Here is a 14,423-nt window from a genome sequence, read left to right as displayed (position 1 = left end):
GAACTCGCGCCGCACGGCACGCAGATGGCCAATACGCGGCCAGGCGAGTTTCCGTGGCAAAACCTGCGGGAATGGACGAGCGACCGGCACCAGGACCACGGACCGTATCCTCGGCCACGCATGTCGTTAGCAGTCCGAATAGCGAGGGGATCCTGCCAAAATGGCATCTCGCTGACTGGGTTGGGATTGCCGTGGCCGCGCTCGGCGCATTTGCGCTCGGGTCGCTCGTGCTAGACTGAGCGATTCCTTCGGGCTCCACATTGCATTGCGCCTCGAATCATCCGGACACGCCGCGTGACTGACATTTCGCTTGCAATCGTCTCGGCCACCCTGGCGGCCTTTGCGGCGACGAACATGGATTCCGCCGCGCTCATGCTGGCGTTCTCCGCAAACGCGCGGCCATTCAAGCTGTTTGTGGCTTTCGTCGCAACGGGCGCCGCCGTGGTTGCGGCAAGCCTGCTTATCGGCCTCGCGGCCAGTTCGGTGGCGATCCCTTCGAGATATTTCGGGGTCGTGCCGCTGTCGATCGGACTCGTTCAACTCGCACAGGGCACGAAGCGGCGCACCGCGCAAACGCAGCCGCAAGCACAGCCACAAGCGCAACCCGTCATTCTCCCCACGCTCTCGATGGGTGTGATGATTTCGGCATTTCTTTCGGTCAGCACCGACAACCTGTTGATCTTCTCCGCGATGCTCGCGAGACATGGCGCGGGCGTCGCGCCCTGGACAAGCGCGCTGCTGGTCGTGCTCTATGTGCTGATGGGACTGCTGGGCGCCTGGGCCGGAAGCAAGCTTGTCAGCCTGAACGCGAGATTTCGCTCATTGGCGCCCGCCGTCACCGCCTGCGTTGGATTGACCACGCTTCTCGCGTAGCGTCACGCTCACACCGCAACCGTCGCCTCCGCCCTGTCCGTTCTGATAGGTGCGCATCGCAACGGTGCGCGTTACAGTGGGAGTTGAGGGTGGTCTCCGGGCCCTCTGTGCATGTCTCCTCAGCTCTGAAACCCGCCTTGTGCGGGTTCTTTTTTTGTCCGCCCACACCACCGGCCGGCGATGCATGGCGGCAATCATCCCCGGGATGGACTTTCGCAAGCCGCCTCGTTTGCCGAGTGATAACGCGGGGCGAGTTCCAGATGCTCCAGCAGTCGCCCAAATTCGCCGAGCCGACGCTTCACGTAGGCGGGCACCTCGACGTCCGCGTAATCGTAGAAGCCCTGGCCGTCGCGAATGCCGTCGCGCCCTTCCTCCATATGGCGGGCGACGATGGCGGCCGGTTCGAAGCGCGCATCGATTTCCTTCGCAAGGTAGCGCGACGCGTAATAGAGAATGTCGCAACCGCCCCAGTCGATAAACTCAAGCAAGCCGAGAACCGAAAAGCGCAGGCCAAAGCCCGTGCGCACGGCTGTGTCGATGTCCTGCGCGCTCGCCACGCCCTCCTCCACCATGCGCGCCGCCTCGTTCATGACGAGCGCCTGTAGGCGCGGCACGATGTAGCCCGCCGACGGCGCGCACTCCACGGGCACCTTGCCGACGCGCCGCAGCAAGTCCTTGAGCCGCGCGACAACCGCTTCGTCGGTGGCGTCGCTGCGGCTGATCTCCACGAGCGGCATCAAATGCGCGGGGTTGAGCCAGTGCGCGTTGACGAGGCGCGGCGCATGCGTGACCATCCTTTGCAGATCGGTGACAAGGAACGTCGATGTCGTGGACGCGATCGTCGCCCCGCTGCCCACGTGCGCGCATAGCCACGCAAACGCCGCCTCCTTGGCCGCCATCACTTCGGGCACGGCCTCGAACACGACCTCGCAGGCGGTCAGTGCCGCCGCCCCGCCCGCGCGATCGAGCACGTCGACGCGCGCAAGCGCTTCACCGGCCTGGCGCGCATCGATGCGCCCGAAGTCGACCTGGATCTGCAAGTGCCGCCCGATTTCGCCCAGCGCCGCCGCCGCGAATTCCGCGCGCGCAAGTGCGTCGCGCTCCTTGAAGTCGATGAGCGTCACGCGCAGTCCCGCGAACGCGAACGCCAGGGCGATGCCTTGCCCCATGCGCCCCGCGCCGAGCACGTGGATATGCTTGATTGCGCCGGCGTCTTGCGTCATGCGAGCCCCCGCGTGAGCAGTTCGCGCATGGCCTCGCGCGAAAGCGTAGCCAGCCCGAGGTTTTCCAGCGTGCGCCCCTCGCCGTACAAGTCGCGCTCCGACACCGCGCTCGCAATGCTCAGGAGTCCTTGCGCCACCGGCGTCGGCACACCGGCCCAGCGCCCGGCCGATACGATGAAGGAAAGACCGAGGCGCGTGTCTTCGAGCATATAGCGATGCGTCTTCAAGTCGATCTTCTCGCGCCAGTCGCCGCTGTCCGTGAGCTTGCCGTGCGCGCCGCGTCCATACATCCACTCGTCGCCTTCGCTCGCGTAGTGATCGGCCAGCGGAAAATGCGGCGCGCCGTAGCCAAGCGCCTCGCGCACCGCCACGCGCTCCGCGTCCAGCGCATTGGTCACGCGCCGAATCGACGGCTGGGTGCCTTCGTTGTGAATGTCCCAGGACTCGAAATGCTCCAGCGGCCCCGCGTTCATCATGATGAGCGGCGGATGGATCACCGGACCGGCATTCATGAGCGCGCCGCTCAACGCGTCCTCCAGAGGCTCGACGCTCGGGTAGCCCTCCTTGAGCACGGAAAACGCCCACTCGGCCGATTCTGCCGGGAATACGCCCGTGGGCAGGCGCGTGGCATACGCGCTGATCACCACGTCGTTCTCGCCGTGGCGACGCACGAGATACGGCAGCGTGCCCGTTTCCGCGAACGCCACGCGCGCGTGGTTGCCGGCGTCGGCCATCGCCTTCGCGAACACGTAGCTGCCGAACGTGCCCGGCGGCAGATAGACCACCTGCCCGTTCGCGAGATGCGGCGCGAGTTGGGCCGCAAGCGATTCGTGCGTGGTAGAGGGCAGCGGAATCACGATCAGTTGCGCCTCGCGCACCGCGCCGGCGAGATCGTCGACCAGCCGGATCGCGCCGCGCGCGTCGCCCACCGGCACGCGGCGCTTGCCGCGCCAGTCCCTCACGTTCAGCTCGCCCAGTGCGCGCAAGCGCGCGCTTTGCGCCGCGTCGCGCCGCCACCATGTCACGTCGTGGCCCTTTTCGAGCATGTCGATCGCCGCCGCAAAGCATCCGTGCCCGCCACCCAGTACGCTGACCTTCATTGTTCGCCTCCATGTGCAATACCGTCGAGCGTAAAGGCGCGGGCCTTCCCTCGCGCGTCAACACGCGCAAGCGCTGTTCAACTCCGGCAACACAATTGCGGCAAGCATGCGGGCGGCGCGGCGCGTACGAGGTTGGTATGAGGGTGAATCCGTTCTTGCGCAGACTTATTGACCATCGGATCATAGGCGCCGAGGCGCTCTGCCGTCACTTCGAGGCCATTGAACGATGGACATTGCGATTCCCCGCAAACACAGCAACCGGCTCGGCGCAACGCGTGCGCGCGAGGACGTCGAACGCGAAGTGGCCAAGCTGCTTTGCGAGCACCGCATGGAAGTGTCAGGCCGCGAGCCGCTGAACGCCGAGCTGTATGGCGTCGCGATGCATCGTGCGAGCCTGCTGGAACTCTGCTATGGGCGAGAAACACATATCGACGCGGGTGAACTCGACGGCCATTACCTCTTTCGCGCGACGCTCGCGGGGCGCTCCGAACTGCAATCGGGCAACGAGCGCGTGTCGCTCTCGGCAGGCAGCCTGAGCGTGTCGTCGCCATCGCGCAAGAGCCGCATCAGCACCGATACCGCGTGCCGCAGCCTGCTGCTGCGCGTGGATCGCGCCGCGCTCGAAATCAAGCTCGCCGACATGCTGCAAAGCTCGCTGCGCCGCCCGCTCGTGTTCGACCTCGAAGTCGGCCGGACCCACAGCGGAGCCGCCGCGTTCCATTCCACGCTGCGCTATTTGTGCAGCCTGTGCGAGCAGATCGAGGCGAGCGCGCGCGACAGCCTGCTCGGCCCCGAACTCACGCAGTGGCTCGCCACACTGCTGCTCACGCAGTTGCCGCATTCGTACAGCGAAACGCTCGCGCGCGGCACGAAGCCGCCGCTGCCCGCGCATGTGAAGCGCGCACGCGAGTATATCGACGCGCATCTGGGCGAACCGCTCGCCGTCGCCACGCTCGCGCAAGCGGCGGGCGTCTCGCCGCGCACGCTGCAAAACGGCTTCAGCCAGTTTCTCGACCAGTCCCCCGCCGACTATATTCGCGAGCGGCGCATCGAAGCCGTGCATCGCGCGCTGAAAGCGGACCCCGAGCGCAGCGTGACCGACGTGCTGCTGGAACATGGCGTGCACAGCTTCGGCCACTTCGCGAAAGCGTATGCGCGCCGCTACGGCTATCCGCCTTCGGCCACCGCACGATGCGGCGCGCGACGAGCGCTTTCATGAGCCATTCCGGCGATTACGCAGCGCCGCCAGGCGACGAACCCGCCGACGCGCTGCGCGTGCAGGATCTCGACCTGAACCTGCTCAAGACGTTCAACGCGGTGTATGCCGAAAAGCACGTTGGCCGCGCGGCGCTGCGCCTTGGCATCACGCAGCCTTCGGTGAGCCATGCGCTGGGCCGCCTGCGCCTCCTGTTTCACGACGCCCTCTTCGTGCGCACGGGCGGCGGTGTCGAACCCACGCCGCGCGCGCAACGCCTCGCGGCCTCGATCGATCGCGCGCTCGCCATTCTGCAAGCCGTGCTCGACGAAGGCGCGCAGTTCTCGCCCGCCACGTCGCGCCGCACCTTCCGGCTGCACATGAGCGATTTCGCGGAAAGCGCGTTCCTGCCCACCTTGATGCGCGAACTCGACGAACGCGCGCCAGGCGTCGTGATCGAAACGCTGCATATCGAAGAGAACCAGTTCAACGTGGCCGTGGAATCGGGCCGCGTGGACTTCGCCATGGGCCATTTTCCCCACGCGTTCACGCATTTCCATCGCAGCGAGTTGCTCCAGGAGCGCTACGTCCTGATGATGGCGCGCCGCGTGGCCGAGCAGCACGGACTGGACGATCACTTCGTGCTGGACGGCGCGGCGCCGGCGGCGTTGCAGTTCATCGCCGTGAGTTCGCACCCGCAAGCGGCGGCCCTGCTGGAGCAGCACGGCCTCGCTGCGCGCGTGCGCGTTGCCGTGCCGAACTTCATGGTCGTGCCCGCCATTCTGTATCGCTGCGACTATGCGCTGATCCTGCCGAGAACCGTTGCGCGCGCATTCGCTCCGCTCGGGGAGATGGCGGCCTTTGAAATCGCCGACGCGGCCACCTGGCCCGTCAACGCGTACTGGCATCGGCGCTTCGACGCCGACCCCGGCCACCGCTGGCTGCGCGCGCTCCTGATGGAGCTTTTCCGCATCGGCACACGCGAGCCTTATGAGAGCTGGCTCGCGATCCCGCCCAATCTGAAGCCGCCCGCGCTGATCGCTTGAACCCGCGCTTGAATCCGCGCGTGAAATAGCGCTTGAATCAGCGGGCAAAAGCGATCTCACCGTTTTAGAACGACGTAAGCACGCCCGCCACGATCGAGCTTGCGGTGGCGCCCGGCTTGCCGACCGGCACGGCGCCGCCGCCCGCGCCATTGATCGAAAACGCGGCGTGCTCGCCGTTGTGAACCATGGCCGCGCCCGTGTAGAGCACCGTGCGCTTCGAGAGCGGATAGTCGAGGCGCAGCCCGTACGAGTCGGCGTTGCCCGCGCTGTCCGCGATCTTGTGATAGTGGCCGTAGCTCACGAGCAGCGACGCCTTGCCGATGGGCACGGTCGCGTTGAATTCGAAGAAGTCGTTGTGCGGGTTCGAATAGGCGCTCGCGACCGCGGTACTCACGTCGGGCCCGCCGCGATGCCGCAAATAAATGAACGCGGGCTTGACGAAGCCAAAATCATAGGAGATCGCACCGAGCGCGTAATTGCCGGTACCGGTTGGGCTCGTCGCCGAAAGCGCGGCGGCCGTTGCCGTGCTGAACTTCTGCTGCATGTAATCGACGTCGATCGAGAGCGGCCCGTTCGCGTAGTTGATACCCGCGCCGTAGGTGTCGCCGAGCGTGGAAGGCACATTGCTCGCGCCATTGGCCCCGCGCGAAGCGGCGGCGCGCAGCAAGAAGCCCGCGACACGCGGCGACGTGTAGCGCAGCGTGTTGCTCGTGCGCAGGAACCACGGCTGCACGAAATTGTTCGACGCATTGCCCCACGCGAGACCCGCGCCGTAGCCCGGCAAGCTGTAGGTCACGAACGAGGTGTGCAGGATCGTATAGGTTTCACCGGCCTGCAACCCGCCGAACGGCCCCGTCAATCCGACCCAGGCCTCGCGGCCAAAAAGCGAACCGTTGCCGCTGATCGCACCCGTGGCGGAGTTGAAACCGTTCTCGAGCTTGAAGATCGCGGCATAGCCGCCGCCGAGATCCTCGACGCCTTTCAAGCCCCATTGCGTTGCGAACAGATTGCCCGTGCCCATGCGCACCACGTGGTTAGGCCCGAAATTCGCGTATTCGATCGACGTGTCGATGCGGCCGTAGAGCGTGAGGCTCGATTGCGCGAAAGCGGGCGCCGCCGCCATGCCCATGAGTGAAATACACCACTTCCAGTTGGTCATTCTTTTCGTCCCCGCGATAAAGATGAAGAATCGGGGCGAGTCTAGAAAGGCCAATATGGAACGTCGATCAAAGCGGCCATATATCACTTATAGATGCAATTCATGAGCACCGCGCCATGCGGCGCATGCGGGCCCAAGCCCCTGTAAATACACGATTTTCCAGGCGCCTCCTGGTAATTTCTTTAGCCCGGTCGGTAATTGCGAGCAGACGCATGGGAAATGTGCGCCTATGTCTGCGAAATTTGTTTGCGTACGCTGGTCCACCTGTGTCCATTCGCGAGAGACGGAATGGCGCACGCGGCCACGCGCTCACAACACGATCGACATATCGGAGAACCGGAATGAACCCCACCCCAGGCAGGACGGCTCGCGCCACGCCAGCGAGCGAGAAAAGCACCAGGCGTTACACGTATGAGTGGTACGTTGTGCTGATCTGCATGCTTGCCTATGTCTTTTCATTCGTCGATCGCCAGGTGCTGGCGCTCATGATCGAACCGATCAAGCGCGACCTGCACCTCACCGACACGCAGTTCAGCCTCGTGCACGGCTTTGCGTTCTCGCTGTTCTACGCGGTGATGGGCATCCCGCTCGCGTATCTCGCCGACCGCTACGCGCGCCCGCGCATCATCGCCACGGGCATCGCGCTCTGGAGCGTCGCCACGGCCGCCTGTGGCGTGAGCCAGAATTTCCTGCACATGTTCCTCGCCCGCATGAGCGTGGGCGTGGGCGAAGCCTCGCTCTCGCCGGGCACCTATTCGATGCTCGCCGACTTCTTTCCCAAAGAAAAACTCGGCCGCGCCGCGGGCGTGTATTCGCTCGGCTCGTTCATTGGCGGCGGCATTGCGTTCCTGATCGGCGGCTATGTGATCGCGCTGCTCAAGCAGGCTTCGATGGTCACGCTGCCCATTGTCGGCTCGGTGCATGCCTGGCAGGTGACGTTCTTTATCGTCGGCCTGCCAGGCTTGCTCGTGGGTCTCCTCTTTATCCTCACGGTGCGCGATCCGCAGCGCAAAGGCCTCGTGCAGGACGCAAACGGCCAGGCGCGGCGCGTCTCGCTCGCCGACTCGGCGCGCTTCATTCGTTCGCATGGCAAAACGTTTTTCTGCCACTACGTGGGCTTCTCGTTCTACGCGATGACGCTGTTCTGCCTCATGAGCTGGACCCCGGCGTTCTATATCCGGCGCTTCGGCATGTCGCCGGTGGAAGCGGGCTACACGCTCGGCACGATCCTGCTCGTCGCGAACACAACCGGCGTTTTCTGCGGCGGCTGGCTCAACGACTGGCTGCTGCGCCGCGGCCGCACCGACGGCCCCATGCTCGCGGGCTGCATCGGCGCGGCGGCCATGCTGCTGCCCGCCGCGGCGTTCACCCAGGTGGACAGCCTCGCCGGCTCGCTCACGCTGCTGGTGATCGCGATGTTCTTCGCCTCGTTCCCGATGCCGACCTCCACCGCCGCGATGCAAACCCTCGCACCCAACCAGATGCGCGCGCAAATCTCCGCCGTGTTCCTGCTCATCTCGAACCTGATCGGTCTTGGCATTGGCACCACGCTCGTCGCGTTGCTGACCGACAAGGTGTTCGGCTCGCCGCTCGCCGTCGGCCACTCCATGTCGATCGTGAGCCTCGTCGCGGCGCTGCTCGCGGCCGTGCTGCTGGGGTTCGGCTGCCGCCCGTTCCGCCTGAGCATCGAGCGCGAGCAGTCGCAGGGCGAAAGCGCCGCCGTGGACGCCCAAAGCGCCGTGGCAGCGCCGCTGAGCGCCACGCGCGCCTGATCGAGTCCAGGCCTCCCGTCGCCAAATTATCAATGGCATTTATCCGGGAGGCCATTTTTTATCGATTTGCCGGATCGACCGGGCCGCCGTATGCTCGGTCCAACCGCTCGCGCCTCGCGCGCGATCGTTCCAGTTCCATCCAGTTCCTTATAGTGCGGCATCCCGCCGTTTCAGCGATCGGGCCTCATCATGCAAGCCAACACATTCAAGGTCCGCGTAGACGCCATGCGCGACGAAGCCAGCGGCATTCGCTCATTCAGCATTTCGCGGCTCGACGGCAAGCCGTTCGACGCCTATGAGCCGGGCGCGCATATCGACGTCACGGCGCCTTCCGGTGTCACGCGCCAGTATTCGCTGTGCGGAGACCCCGACGAGCGCGCCGCACAGATCTTCGCCGTGAAGCGTGAAAACGCGTCGCGCGGCGGCTCCCGTTCGCTGCACGACGACGTGTCGATCGGCACCGAGCTTTCGGTGGGTGCGCCGCGCAACCTGTTCCAGCTGGCGCCGATGGCGCAGCGCCATGTGCTCATTGGCGCGGGCATCGGCATTACCCCGCTGCTTTCGATGGCGTACCGCCTCATCAAGCTCGACGCTCCGTTCGAACTGCACTACTTCGCGCGCGGCGAGGAACACGCGGCATTCCTGCCGCTGCTCGCGCGCGCGCCGTTTGCGGATTACGTGAAACTGCATTTCGGCGTGGAGCCCGATGCGCTGGACGGCGCACTCGTGTCGTGCCTCGCCAGCGCCGAGCCGGGCACGCACGTTTATACCTGCGGGCCTTCGGCGTTCATGGAGCGCGTGGTCGTCACGGCCGCCACGCGTCTGCCTGAAGACGCGATCCACCTCGAACGTTTCGCGGCCGAACCCGCCGCGCCCGAAAGCGGCGCGACGCTCGAAGCATTCGACGTGCAGGTGACAAGCACGGGCCAGACGGTGCGCGTAGAAAAGAACACGTCGATAGTCGATGCGCTCGCAACGATCGGCATCGAGGTCGATACGTCGTGCGGCGAAGGCGTATGCGGCACCTGCATGGTCGACGTGGTGACGGGCGAGCCCGAGCATCGCGACCATTGTTTGAGCAAGGCCGAGCGCGCGAGCAACAAGGTGATCTGCTGCTGCATCTCGCGCTCGCGCTCGCCGGTGCTCGTGCTGGATATCTAGCGGGCCACGCGCGCCGCTACGATCAGGGGCGCGCGGCGTCGAAGCGCGCCATGATGCCTTGAATGAGTTCGCGCATCCACGCAATGCCTTCGTCCTCGTGGAAATGCTCGTGCCAGTGCATCGTCACGGCCGCCACCGGCACCTTCACCGGCAATGCGTAAATCTGGAAGCGTCCGTCCGGATTGAAGAGGTGCGCGAGTCTGCGCGGTAACGTCGCGTACAGATCCGTTACCGCCAGCACGCCCGGCAGCGCCACGAAGTGCGGCAATTCGAGCGCGATATTGCGGCCCACGCCCTGCGAGCGCAGCGCGTCGTCCAGCGCGTGGTGACTGTGCTCGACCGACCTCACCTGCACATGCGAAGCCTCGACGAACTGCGCGAGGCTGAGCGCATCGCCGCGCGGCAAACCACGCCGGCGCCGCGTCATGCACACATACGTTTCCTCGAAGAGCAACTGATGACGCGTACGCGAAGTCAGCTCAGGCAAGTTGCCGATCGCGAAGTCGAGCCGACTCGCGCGCAGCGCGTCCTCGATCTCCTCCACGGGCAGCGGCTCCACACATACCTTGATTTGCGGCGCTTCACGATGCAGCGCCTCGCAAATCGGCGGCAGATACGCCATTTCCCCCGCGTCCGAAAGCGAAAGTCTGAACGTGCGCGTGCTCACCGCCGGATCGAAGCGCTCGGCATAGCGCAGCGCTTCGCGCACGGTGTCGAGCGCGCGCCCGACGATCGTGGCCAGTTCCAGCGCAACCGGCGTGGGCTGCATGCCCGCGCGCGTGCGGATGAATAGCGGGTCGTCGAACAGCGCGCGCAGGCGCGACAGCGAATAGCTGATGGCGGGCTGCGAAAGCGCGAGACGCTCGCCCGCCTTCGTGAGGCTGCGCTCCTCCACGATCGCGTGAAAAGCCCGCAGCAGATTGAGATCGACCTGATCGAGTGAAGGCATGGTTTTATCAGCCGTATTTATGTGAGGTTCAATTTTAGATCGATTTGACGTATGGAGCACCGCAGACGAGACTTCAATCAACGCGCGGGCGGCAAACGACCCGCGCTTCAATAACCTCGCGAGACATCGCGACCACCCCGATACTCCGACACCATGAGCGATACCTGGCAGACCATCGACACGAGTACGCTGCGCGGCCGCGTAGAGACGGACCGCATCGCGCCTTCGCTGTACTACGATCCGGCGCTGTTCGAAGCGGAACTCGAACGCATTTTCTACAAGACGTGGATCTGGGTCGCGCACGAAAGCGAACTGCCCAACGCGGGCGACTTCCGCACCACCACCATCGGCCGCCAGCCCGTGATCGTCGTGCGCGACAAGACGGGCACGGTGAACGTGCTGCAAAACCGCTGCCGCCATCGCGGCGCGACCGTGTGCGAGGAGCACAAGGGCAACGCCAAGGGCTTCACGTGCCCCTACCATAGCTGGTCGTACGCGCTCGACGGCACGCTGCGCGCGCTGCCCTATGGCGACGGCTACGAAGGCGTGTGCGAAAAGGGCGACCTGCCGCTCGAAAAGCTGCGCGTGGGCATTTATCAAGGCCTGATTTTCGCGAGCTTCAACCAGGAGATCGAACCGCTCGAAGACTTCCTCGGCGGCGCGAAGCCGTGGATCGACCTCTTCATGAAGCAGGGCGCGGGCTACCCCGTGAAGGCCAACGGCGAGCACAAGTTCAAGTTCAAGGGCAACTGGAAAATCCAGCTCGAAAACACCACCGACCTCTATCACTTCCCCGTCGTGCACAAGTCGTGGATGAAGTCGATCGACGATGAAACGGCCGCCGCCATCACGAGCTTCATGACGAGCGATCAGGCCTTCTGCCGCTCGCTTGGCAACGGCCACAGCCTCGCCGTGCTCGTGCCCGAACTCGTGGACCTCGACGAGGACGACGGCGCGCCGCTGCCCGAGCGCTTCCAGGAACTGGCCTCACAACTCGCCGAACGCCACACGCACGAAGAAGTGCGCCGCATCGTGCGCTCCCTCATGGGCGTGGGCTTCAACCTGAACCTGTTCCCGAACCTCGCGCTTTCGATGGCGTTCTTCCGCGTGCTGCGCCCGATTTCCGCCGAGGAAACCGAAATCCGCCACGTGGCGCTCGCCATGGACGGCGGCCCCGAGGAAGCCAACCGCGTGCGCCTGCGTATTCACGAGCATTTCCAGGGCCCGTTCGGCTTTGGCAGCCCTGACGACGCCGAAGCGTGGGAGCGCGTGCAACGCGGCTCGCACGCCGGACCCAACATTCCGATTCTCGTGAATCGCGGTCTGAACCGCGAAACGACGGCCGCGAACGGAGAAAAGACCGCGCACGCCACCGACGAAACCGGCATGCGCGAAGCGTATGCGCAGTGGCGCACCATGATGGAGGCATGATGGACGATCGAAACGTACTCAACTCGCAAGAGACCTTTACGCGCGCCGTGCAGTTCATCTGGCGTGAAGCCGAGATGCTGGACCGCCGTGAATACAGCGCATGGCTCGACCTGTGGGACCCGCAGGGTTACTACGTCGTGCCAATCGATCCGCACACGACCGACTTCGCCGCTACGCTGAACTACGCGTACGACGACCAGCACATGCGCGAAATGCGCGTGCAGCGCATGACCTCGGGCTATTCGGCATCGGCAAGCGACGCGGCGCGCACGGTGCGCACGGTCTCGCGCTTCACGCTGTCGAGCGACGCGGCCGACACCGTGGAAGTGAAGTCGGCGCAGGTCATCGTCGCGTACAAGCGCGGCGCGAACACGATTTTCGCGGCCGACCTCACGCACCGCATCAGCTTCGCGAGCGGCGAGCCCAGGCTGCTGCAAAAGGTGATCCGCCTGATCGATTCGACCGAAGCGCTGAGCGCCATCGGCTTCCTGCTCTAACAAGACAGGGGCGCGCGGCCGGTCTTGCGCGCCCCGCTTCCATTCGAATTCATGCCTACACTCGAAGTCTATTTGCCCGCGGGCCACGAAGAAGCCCGCAAGGCCGCGCTGATCGGGCGGCTCACGGAGGCCACCGTCGAAGCGATCGGCGCGCCCGCCGAAGCCGTGCGCATTCTGCTGAGCGAGCTGGCCGACACGCATTACGGCATTGGCGGCAAGCGCGCCGCGGACGGCGCGCCGCCCGCGTTGCCGGTCATCGTCGCGATCCTGATCGCGGGACGCACGCTCGAACAGAAAGCCGCACTGATCGATGCGCTTGCAACCACCAGCGCCGACGTGCTCGACTCGCCGCTCGACGCCACGCGCGTCATCATCAAGGACATACCGAATACCGACTTCGGCCTTGGCGGCAAGACGGCGCGCTCGCTCGGGCGCTAACGTTACGAATCGAGACGTTAAACCCGGGCCGTCAGTTGAGCGGCAACGCAAACCGGCATTCGAGCCCGCCGCCGGGGCCCGGTTGCGCCCAGATCGTGCCGCCGTGCCGCGTGACGATGTTCTTGCACAGCGACAGGCCAATGCCGTTGCCGCCCGCCTTCGACGACGAAAAGCCGTCGAACAGCCGCCCGTGCGCGTCGGCGGGCACGCCGGGACCGTTGTCGATCACGCTCACGATTGCCTTGCCGTCTTGTTGCTCGCACGCAAGCGTCAGATCGCGCCGGTCAGCGTCCACGTCCGCCAATGCGTCGATCGCGTTGAACGCGAGATTCAGCACCACCTGGCCAATCAAAACACGTTCGCACAACACGGGCAGCACCGCCTTGGGTTGCACGATATGCACTCGTACCCCCGCATCGCGCGCGCGCAGTTCGATGAAGTACGCCACGTCCGCGAGAATGTCGCGCAGGTCCGAGCGGACCTCGGTCGGCTCGCGCTTCACGATATATTCGCGCACGCTCTTGATGATGAGCGCCGCATGCTCCGCCTGGCGGTCGGCGCTGCGCAGGCCCCAGATCGCGTCCTCAACCGGCCCCGCCTGTTCGAGCCGCCGGATCGCACCTTCGATGAAGTTGCGCACGGCAGCGAGCGGCTGGCTCAACTCGTGCGCAATGGCCGTCGCCATCTCGCCCATGGCGTTGTAACGCCCCGCGTATTCGAGCATGCGCGCTTCGGTGCGGCGCGCTTCCTCGATGCTGACTTCGTCGGAGATGTCGCGAAAGTGAATCAGCAGACCATCGAAATCGTCCTCGATCACGAGCCGCCGGCACGTGAGGCGCAGCCAGCAGCCGCTGCCGTCGCGCCGGATCATGCGGTAGCGTTGCGGCTCGGAGGGGTGCTGGAGCGGCGCGTCGTCGAGTTGTTCGGCAAGGCGTTCGCGGTCGTGCTCGCCACAGTAGTCGAACACCGCGCCCGGCGCCTGGCCCTCGGCAAGCCCGAGCAAACGCCGCCCCGAATCGCTGATGAATTCCACCTCGCCGTGATGCGTGAGCACCGCAACGCCTTCGCTCAGGTCCTGCATGAATTCGCGCAATCGCGTTTCATAGCGACGCAATTCCTGGCGCACGGCCTCTTCCGCACTGATGTCGCGAAACTGCACCATCACGACGGCGCGTTCCTTGAGCGGCACATAGGTCGCGATGGCCTCGGAGAGCATGTCCTGCCCCGTGCGCGATCGATAACACCATTCGTAGCCCTGCGGCCCTTCGGTGATCGAACGGTCCATCGCCGCCACGGCGATTTCGCGCGCGTACTTCGGCTCGGGGCGCGTCATGTGGCGCGCCTTCAGCGGCAGCAATTCCTCCACGGAAAAGCCGAGCGCGATGCATGCGGCGCGATTGGCCCAGACAATCGCTTTCGTGCTCGCGTCGTGCAGCAGCACGCACATCGTCAAGGCGTCGAGCAGGCGCCGGAAGTCGTCGTCGGTGGGGTACGTCATGATCGTGAGGTGGACGGCATGCCGCCTGGTGGTCCCCAGACGATACCATCCGGGCCGCGCGCGGGGAATCTGAAGATTTCT

The 14,423-nt window shown here is 65.1% G+C and carries 13 protein-coding genes; 8 read left to right on the top strand and 5 right to left on the bottom strand.

All coding sequences use genetic code 11. The features are described from left to right. Positions 1-294: 294 nt before the first annotated feature. Positions 295-873, top strand: coding sequence for a hypothetical protein (locus C7402_RS05810; RefSeq protein WP_116609932.1), 579 nt, complete (start codon positions 295-297; stop codon positions 871-873). 194 nt (positions 874-1,067) lie between these two features. On the opposite strand, the gene C7402_RS05805 is transcribed toward C7402_RS05810, so the two are convergent. Continuing rightward, complete coding sequence (locus C7402_RS05805; RefSeq protein WP_116609931.1) at positions 1,068-2,096, bottom strand: 3-hydroxybutyryl-CoA dehydrogenase; 1,029 nt, start codon at positions 2,094-2,096, stop codon at positions 1,068-1,070. Beyond that, on the bottom strand, positions 2,093-3,196 hold the full coding sequence (locus C7402_RS05800) for an NAD/NADP-dependent octopine/nopaline dehydrogenase family protein (protein ID WP_116609930.1): 1,104 nt from the start codon (positions 3,194-3,196) through the stop codon (positions 2,093-2,095). Before C7402_RS05800 ends, C7402_RS05805 begins: the two co-directional genes overlap by 4 nt. Before the next feature lie 226 nt (positions 3,197-3,422). On the opposite strand from C7402_RS05800, the gene C7402_RS05795 reads away from it, so the two are divergent. Together C7402_RS05795 and C7402_RS05790 are read left to right on the top strand one after the other, a co-directional pair. Beyond that, positions 3,423-4,415 carry an AraC-like ligand-binding domain-containing protein gene (locus C7402_RS05795; protein WP_116609929.1) on the top strand — a complete coding sequence of 331 codons (993 nt, stop codon included), beginning with the start codon at positions 3,423-3,425 and terminating at the stop codon, positions 4,413-4,415. Next, on the top strand, positions 4,412-5,437 hold the full coding sequence (locus C7402_RS05790; RefSeq protein WP_112169779.1) for a LysR family transcriptional regulator: 1,026 nt from the start codon (positions 4,412-4,414) through the stop codon (positions 5,435-5,437). The genes C7402_RS05795 and C7402_RS05790 overlap by 4 nt, the downstream gene beginning before the upstream one ends. Before the next feature lie 64 nt (positions 5,438-5,501). On the opposite strand, the gene C7402_RS05785 is transcribed toward C7402_RS05790, so the two are convergent. Beyond that, positions 5,502-6,596 (bottom strand): porin, encoded by a 1,095-nt coding sequence (locus tag C7402_RS05785; protein ID WP_116609928.1) that lies wholly within the window; start codon positions 6,594-6,596, stop codon positions 5,502-5,504. Positions 6,597-6,937: 341 nt separating this feature from the next. Between C7402_RS05785 and C7402_RS05780 the strand changes: the two genes are divergently transcribed. Together C7402_RS05780 and C7402_RS05775 are read left to right on the top strand one after the other, a co-directional pair. Next, on the top strand, positions 6,938-8,368 hold the full coding sequence (locus C7402_RS05780) for a spinster family MFS transporter (RefSeq protein WP_112169427.1): 1,431 nt from the start codon (positions 6,938-6,940) through the stop codon (positions 8,366-8,368). 189 nt (positions 8,369-8,557) lie between these two features. Further along, a complete protein-coding gene (locus tag C7402_RS05775) occupies positions 8,558-9,529 on the top strand; it encodes a PDR/VanB family oxidoreductase (protein ID WP_116609927.1) in 972 nt (323 codons plus the stop codon). A gap of 22 nt (positions 9,530-9,551) precedes the next feature. Here C7402_RS05775 and C7402_RS05770 read toward each other — a convergent pair whose 3' ends face one another. Continuing rightward, the gene (locus C7402_RS05770) at positions 9,552-10,478 is read right to left on the bottom strand and encodes a LysR family transcriptional regulator (RefSeq protein WP_116609926.1); all 927 of its coding nucleotides are present in this window, start codon (positions 10,476-10,478) and stop codon (positions 9,552-9,554) included. A gap of 153 nt (positions 10,479-10,631) precedes the next feature. On the opposite strand from C7402_RS05770, the gene C7402_RS05765 reads away from it, so the two are divergent. From C7402_RS05765 to C7402_RS05755, 3 genes are read left to right on the top strand one after another with little or no spacing between them, the layout of a single operon-like run. After that, positions 10,632-11,909 carry an aromatic ring-hydroxylating oxygenase subunit alpha gene (locus C7402_RS05765; RefSeq protein WP_116609925.1) on the top strand — a complete coding sequence of 426 codons (1,278 nt, stop codon included), beginning with the start codon at positions 10,632-10,634 and terminating at the stop codon, positions 11,907-11,909. Continuing rightward, the gene (locus C7402_RS05760) at positions 11,906-12,406 is read left to right on the top strand and encodes an aromatic-ring-hydroxylating dioxygenase subunit beta (protein WP_112169435.1); all 501 of its coding nucleotides are present in this window, start codon (positions 11,906-11,908) and stop codon (positions 12,404-12,406) included. Before C7402_RS05765 ends, C7402_RS05760 begins: the two co-directional genes overlap by 4 nt. A 51-nt stretch (positions 12,407-12,457) precedes the next feature. Beyond that, positions 12,458-12,844: a tautomerase family protein gene (locus tag C7402_RS05755; RefSeq protein ID WP_112169437.1), complete on the top strand. Its 387-nt coding sequence runs from the start codon at positions 12,458-12,460 to the stop codon at positions 12,842-12,844. A gap of 31 nt (positions 12,845-12,875) precedes the next feature. Here the strand turns inward: C7402_RS05755 and C7402_RS05750 are convergent, their stop codons facing one another. Continuing rightward, a complete protein-coding gene (locus C7402_RS05750; protein WP_112169440.1) occupies positions 12,876-14,342 on the bottom strand; it encodes an ATP-binding protein in 1,467 nt (488 codons plus the stop codon). Between the last annotated feature and the right edge of the window lie 81 nt (positions 14,343-14,423).

The sequence above is a fragment of the Paraburkholderia unamae genome, assembly GCF_003096875.1.
Classification (GTDB): Bacteria; Pseudomonadota; Gammaproteobacteria; order Burkholderiales; family Burkholderiaceae; genus Paraburkholderia; species Paraburkholderia unamae.
This window is presented reverse-complemented; position numbering and strand designations above follow the sequence as displayed.

What these genes read in the sequence shown, in the direction of transcription:
- C7402_RS05760 (WP_112169435.1), top strand. Translation starts at nt 11,906, where the DNA reads ATGATGGACGATCGAAACGTACTCAACTCGCAAGAGACCTTTACGCGC.
- C7402_RS05800 (WP_116609930.1), bottom strand. Translation starts at nt 3,196, where the DNA reads ATGAAGGTCAGCGTACTGGGTGGCGGGCACGGATGCTTTGCGGCGGCG.
- C7402_RS05755 (WP_112169437.1), top strand. Translation starts at nt 12,458, where the DNA reads ATGCCTACACTCGAAGTCTATTTGCCCGCGGGCCACGAAGAAGCCCGC.
- C7402_RS05785 (WP_116609928.1), bottom strand. Translation starts at nt 6,596, where the DNA reads ATGACCAACTGGAAGTGGTGTATTTCACTCATGGGCATGGCGGCGGCG.
- C7402_RS05765 (WP_116609925.1), top strand. Translation starts at nt 10,632, where the DNA reads ATGAGCGATACCTGGCAGACCATCGACACGAGTACGCTGCGCGGCCGC.
- C7402_RS05775 (WP_116609927.1), top strand. Translation starts at nt 8,558, where the DNA reads ATGCAAGCCAACACATTCAAGGTCCGCGTAGACGCCATGCGCGACGAA.
- C7402_RS05790 (WP_112169779.1), top strand. Translation starts at nt 4,412, where the DNA reads ATGAGCCATTCCGGCGATTACGCAGCGCCGCCAGGCGACGAACCCGCC.
- C7402_RS05750 (WP_112169440.1), bottom strand. Translation starts at nt 14,342, where the DNA reads ATGACGTACCCCACCGACGACGACTTCCGGCGCCTGCTCGACGCCTTG.
- C7402_RS05780 (WP_112169427.1), top strand. Translation starts at nt 6,938, where the DNA reads ATGAACCCCACCCCAGGCAGGACGGCTCGCGCCACGCCAGCGAGCGAG.
- C7402_RS05805 (WP_116609931.1), bottom strand. Translation starts at nt 2,096, where the DNA reads ATGACGCAAGACGCCGGCGCAATCAAGCATATCCACGTGCTCGGCGCG.
- C7402_RS05770 (WP_116609926.1), bottom strand. Translation starts at nt 10,478, where the DNA reads ATGCCTTCACTCGATCAGGTCGATCTCAATCTGCTGCGGGCTTTTCAC.
- C7402_RS05795 (WP_116609929.1), top strand. Translation starts at nt 3,423, where the DNA reads ATGGACATTGCGATTCCCCGCAAACACAGCAACCGGCTCGGCGCAACG.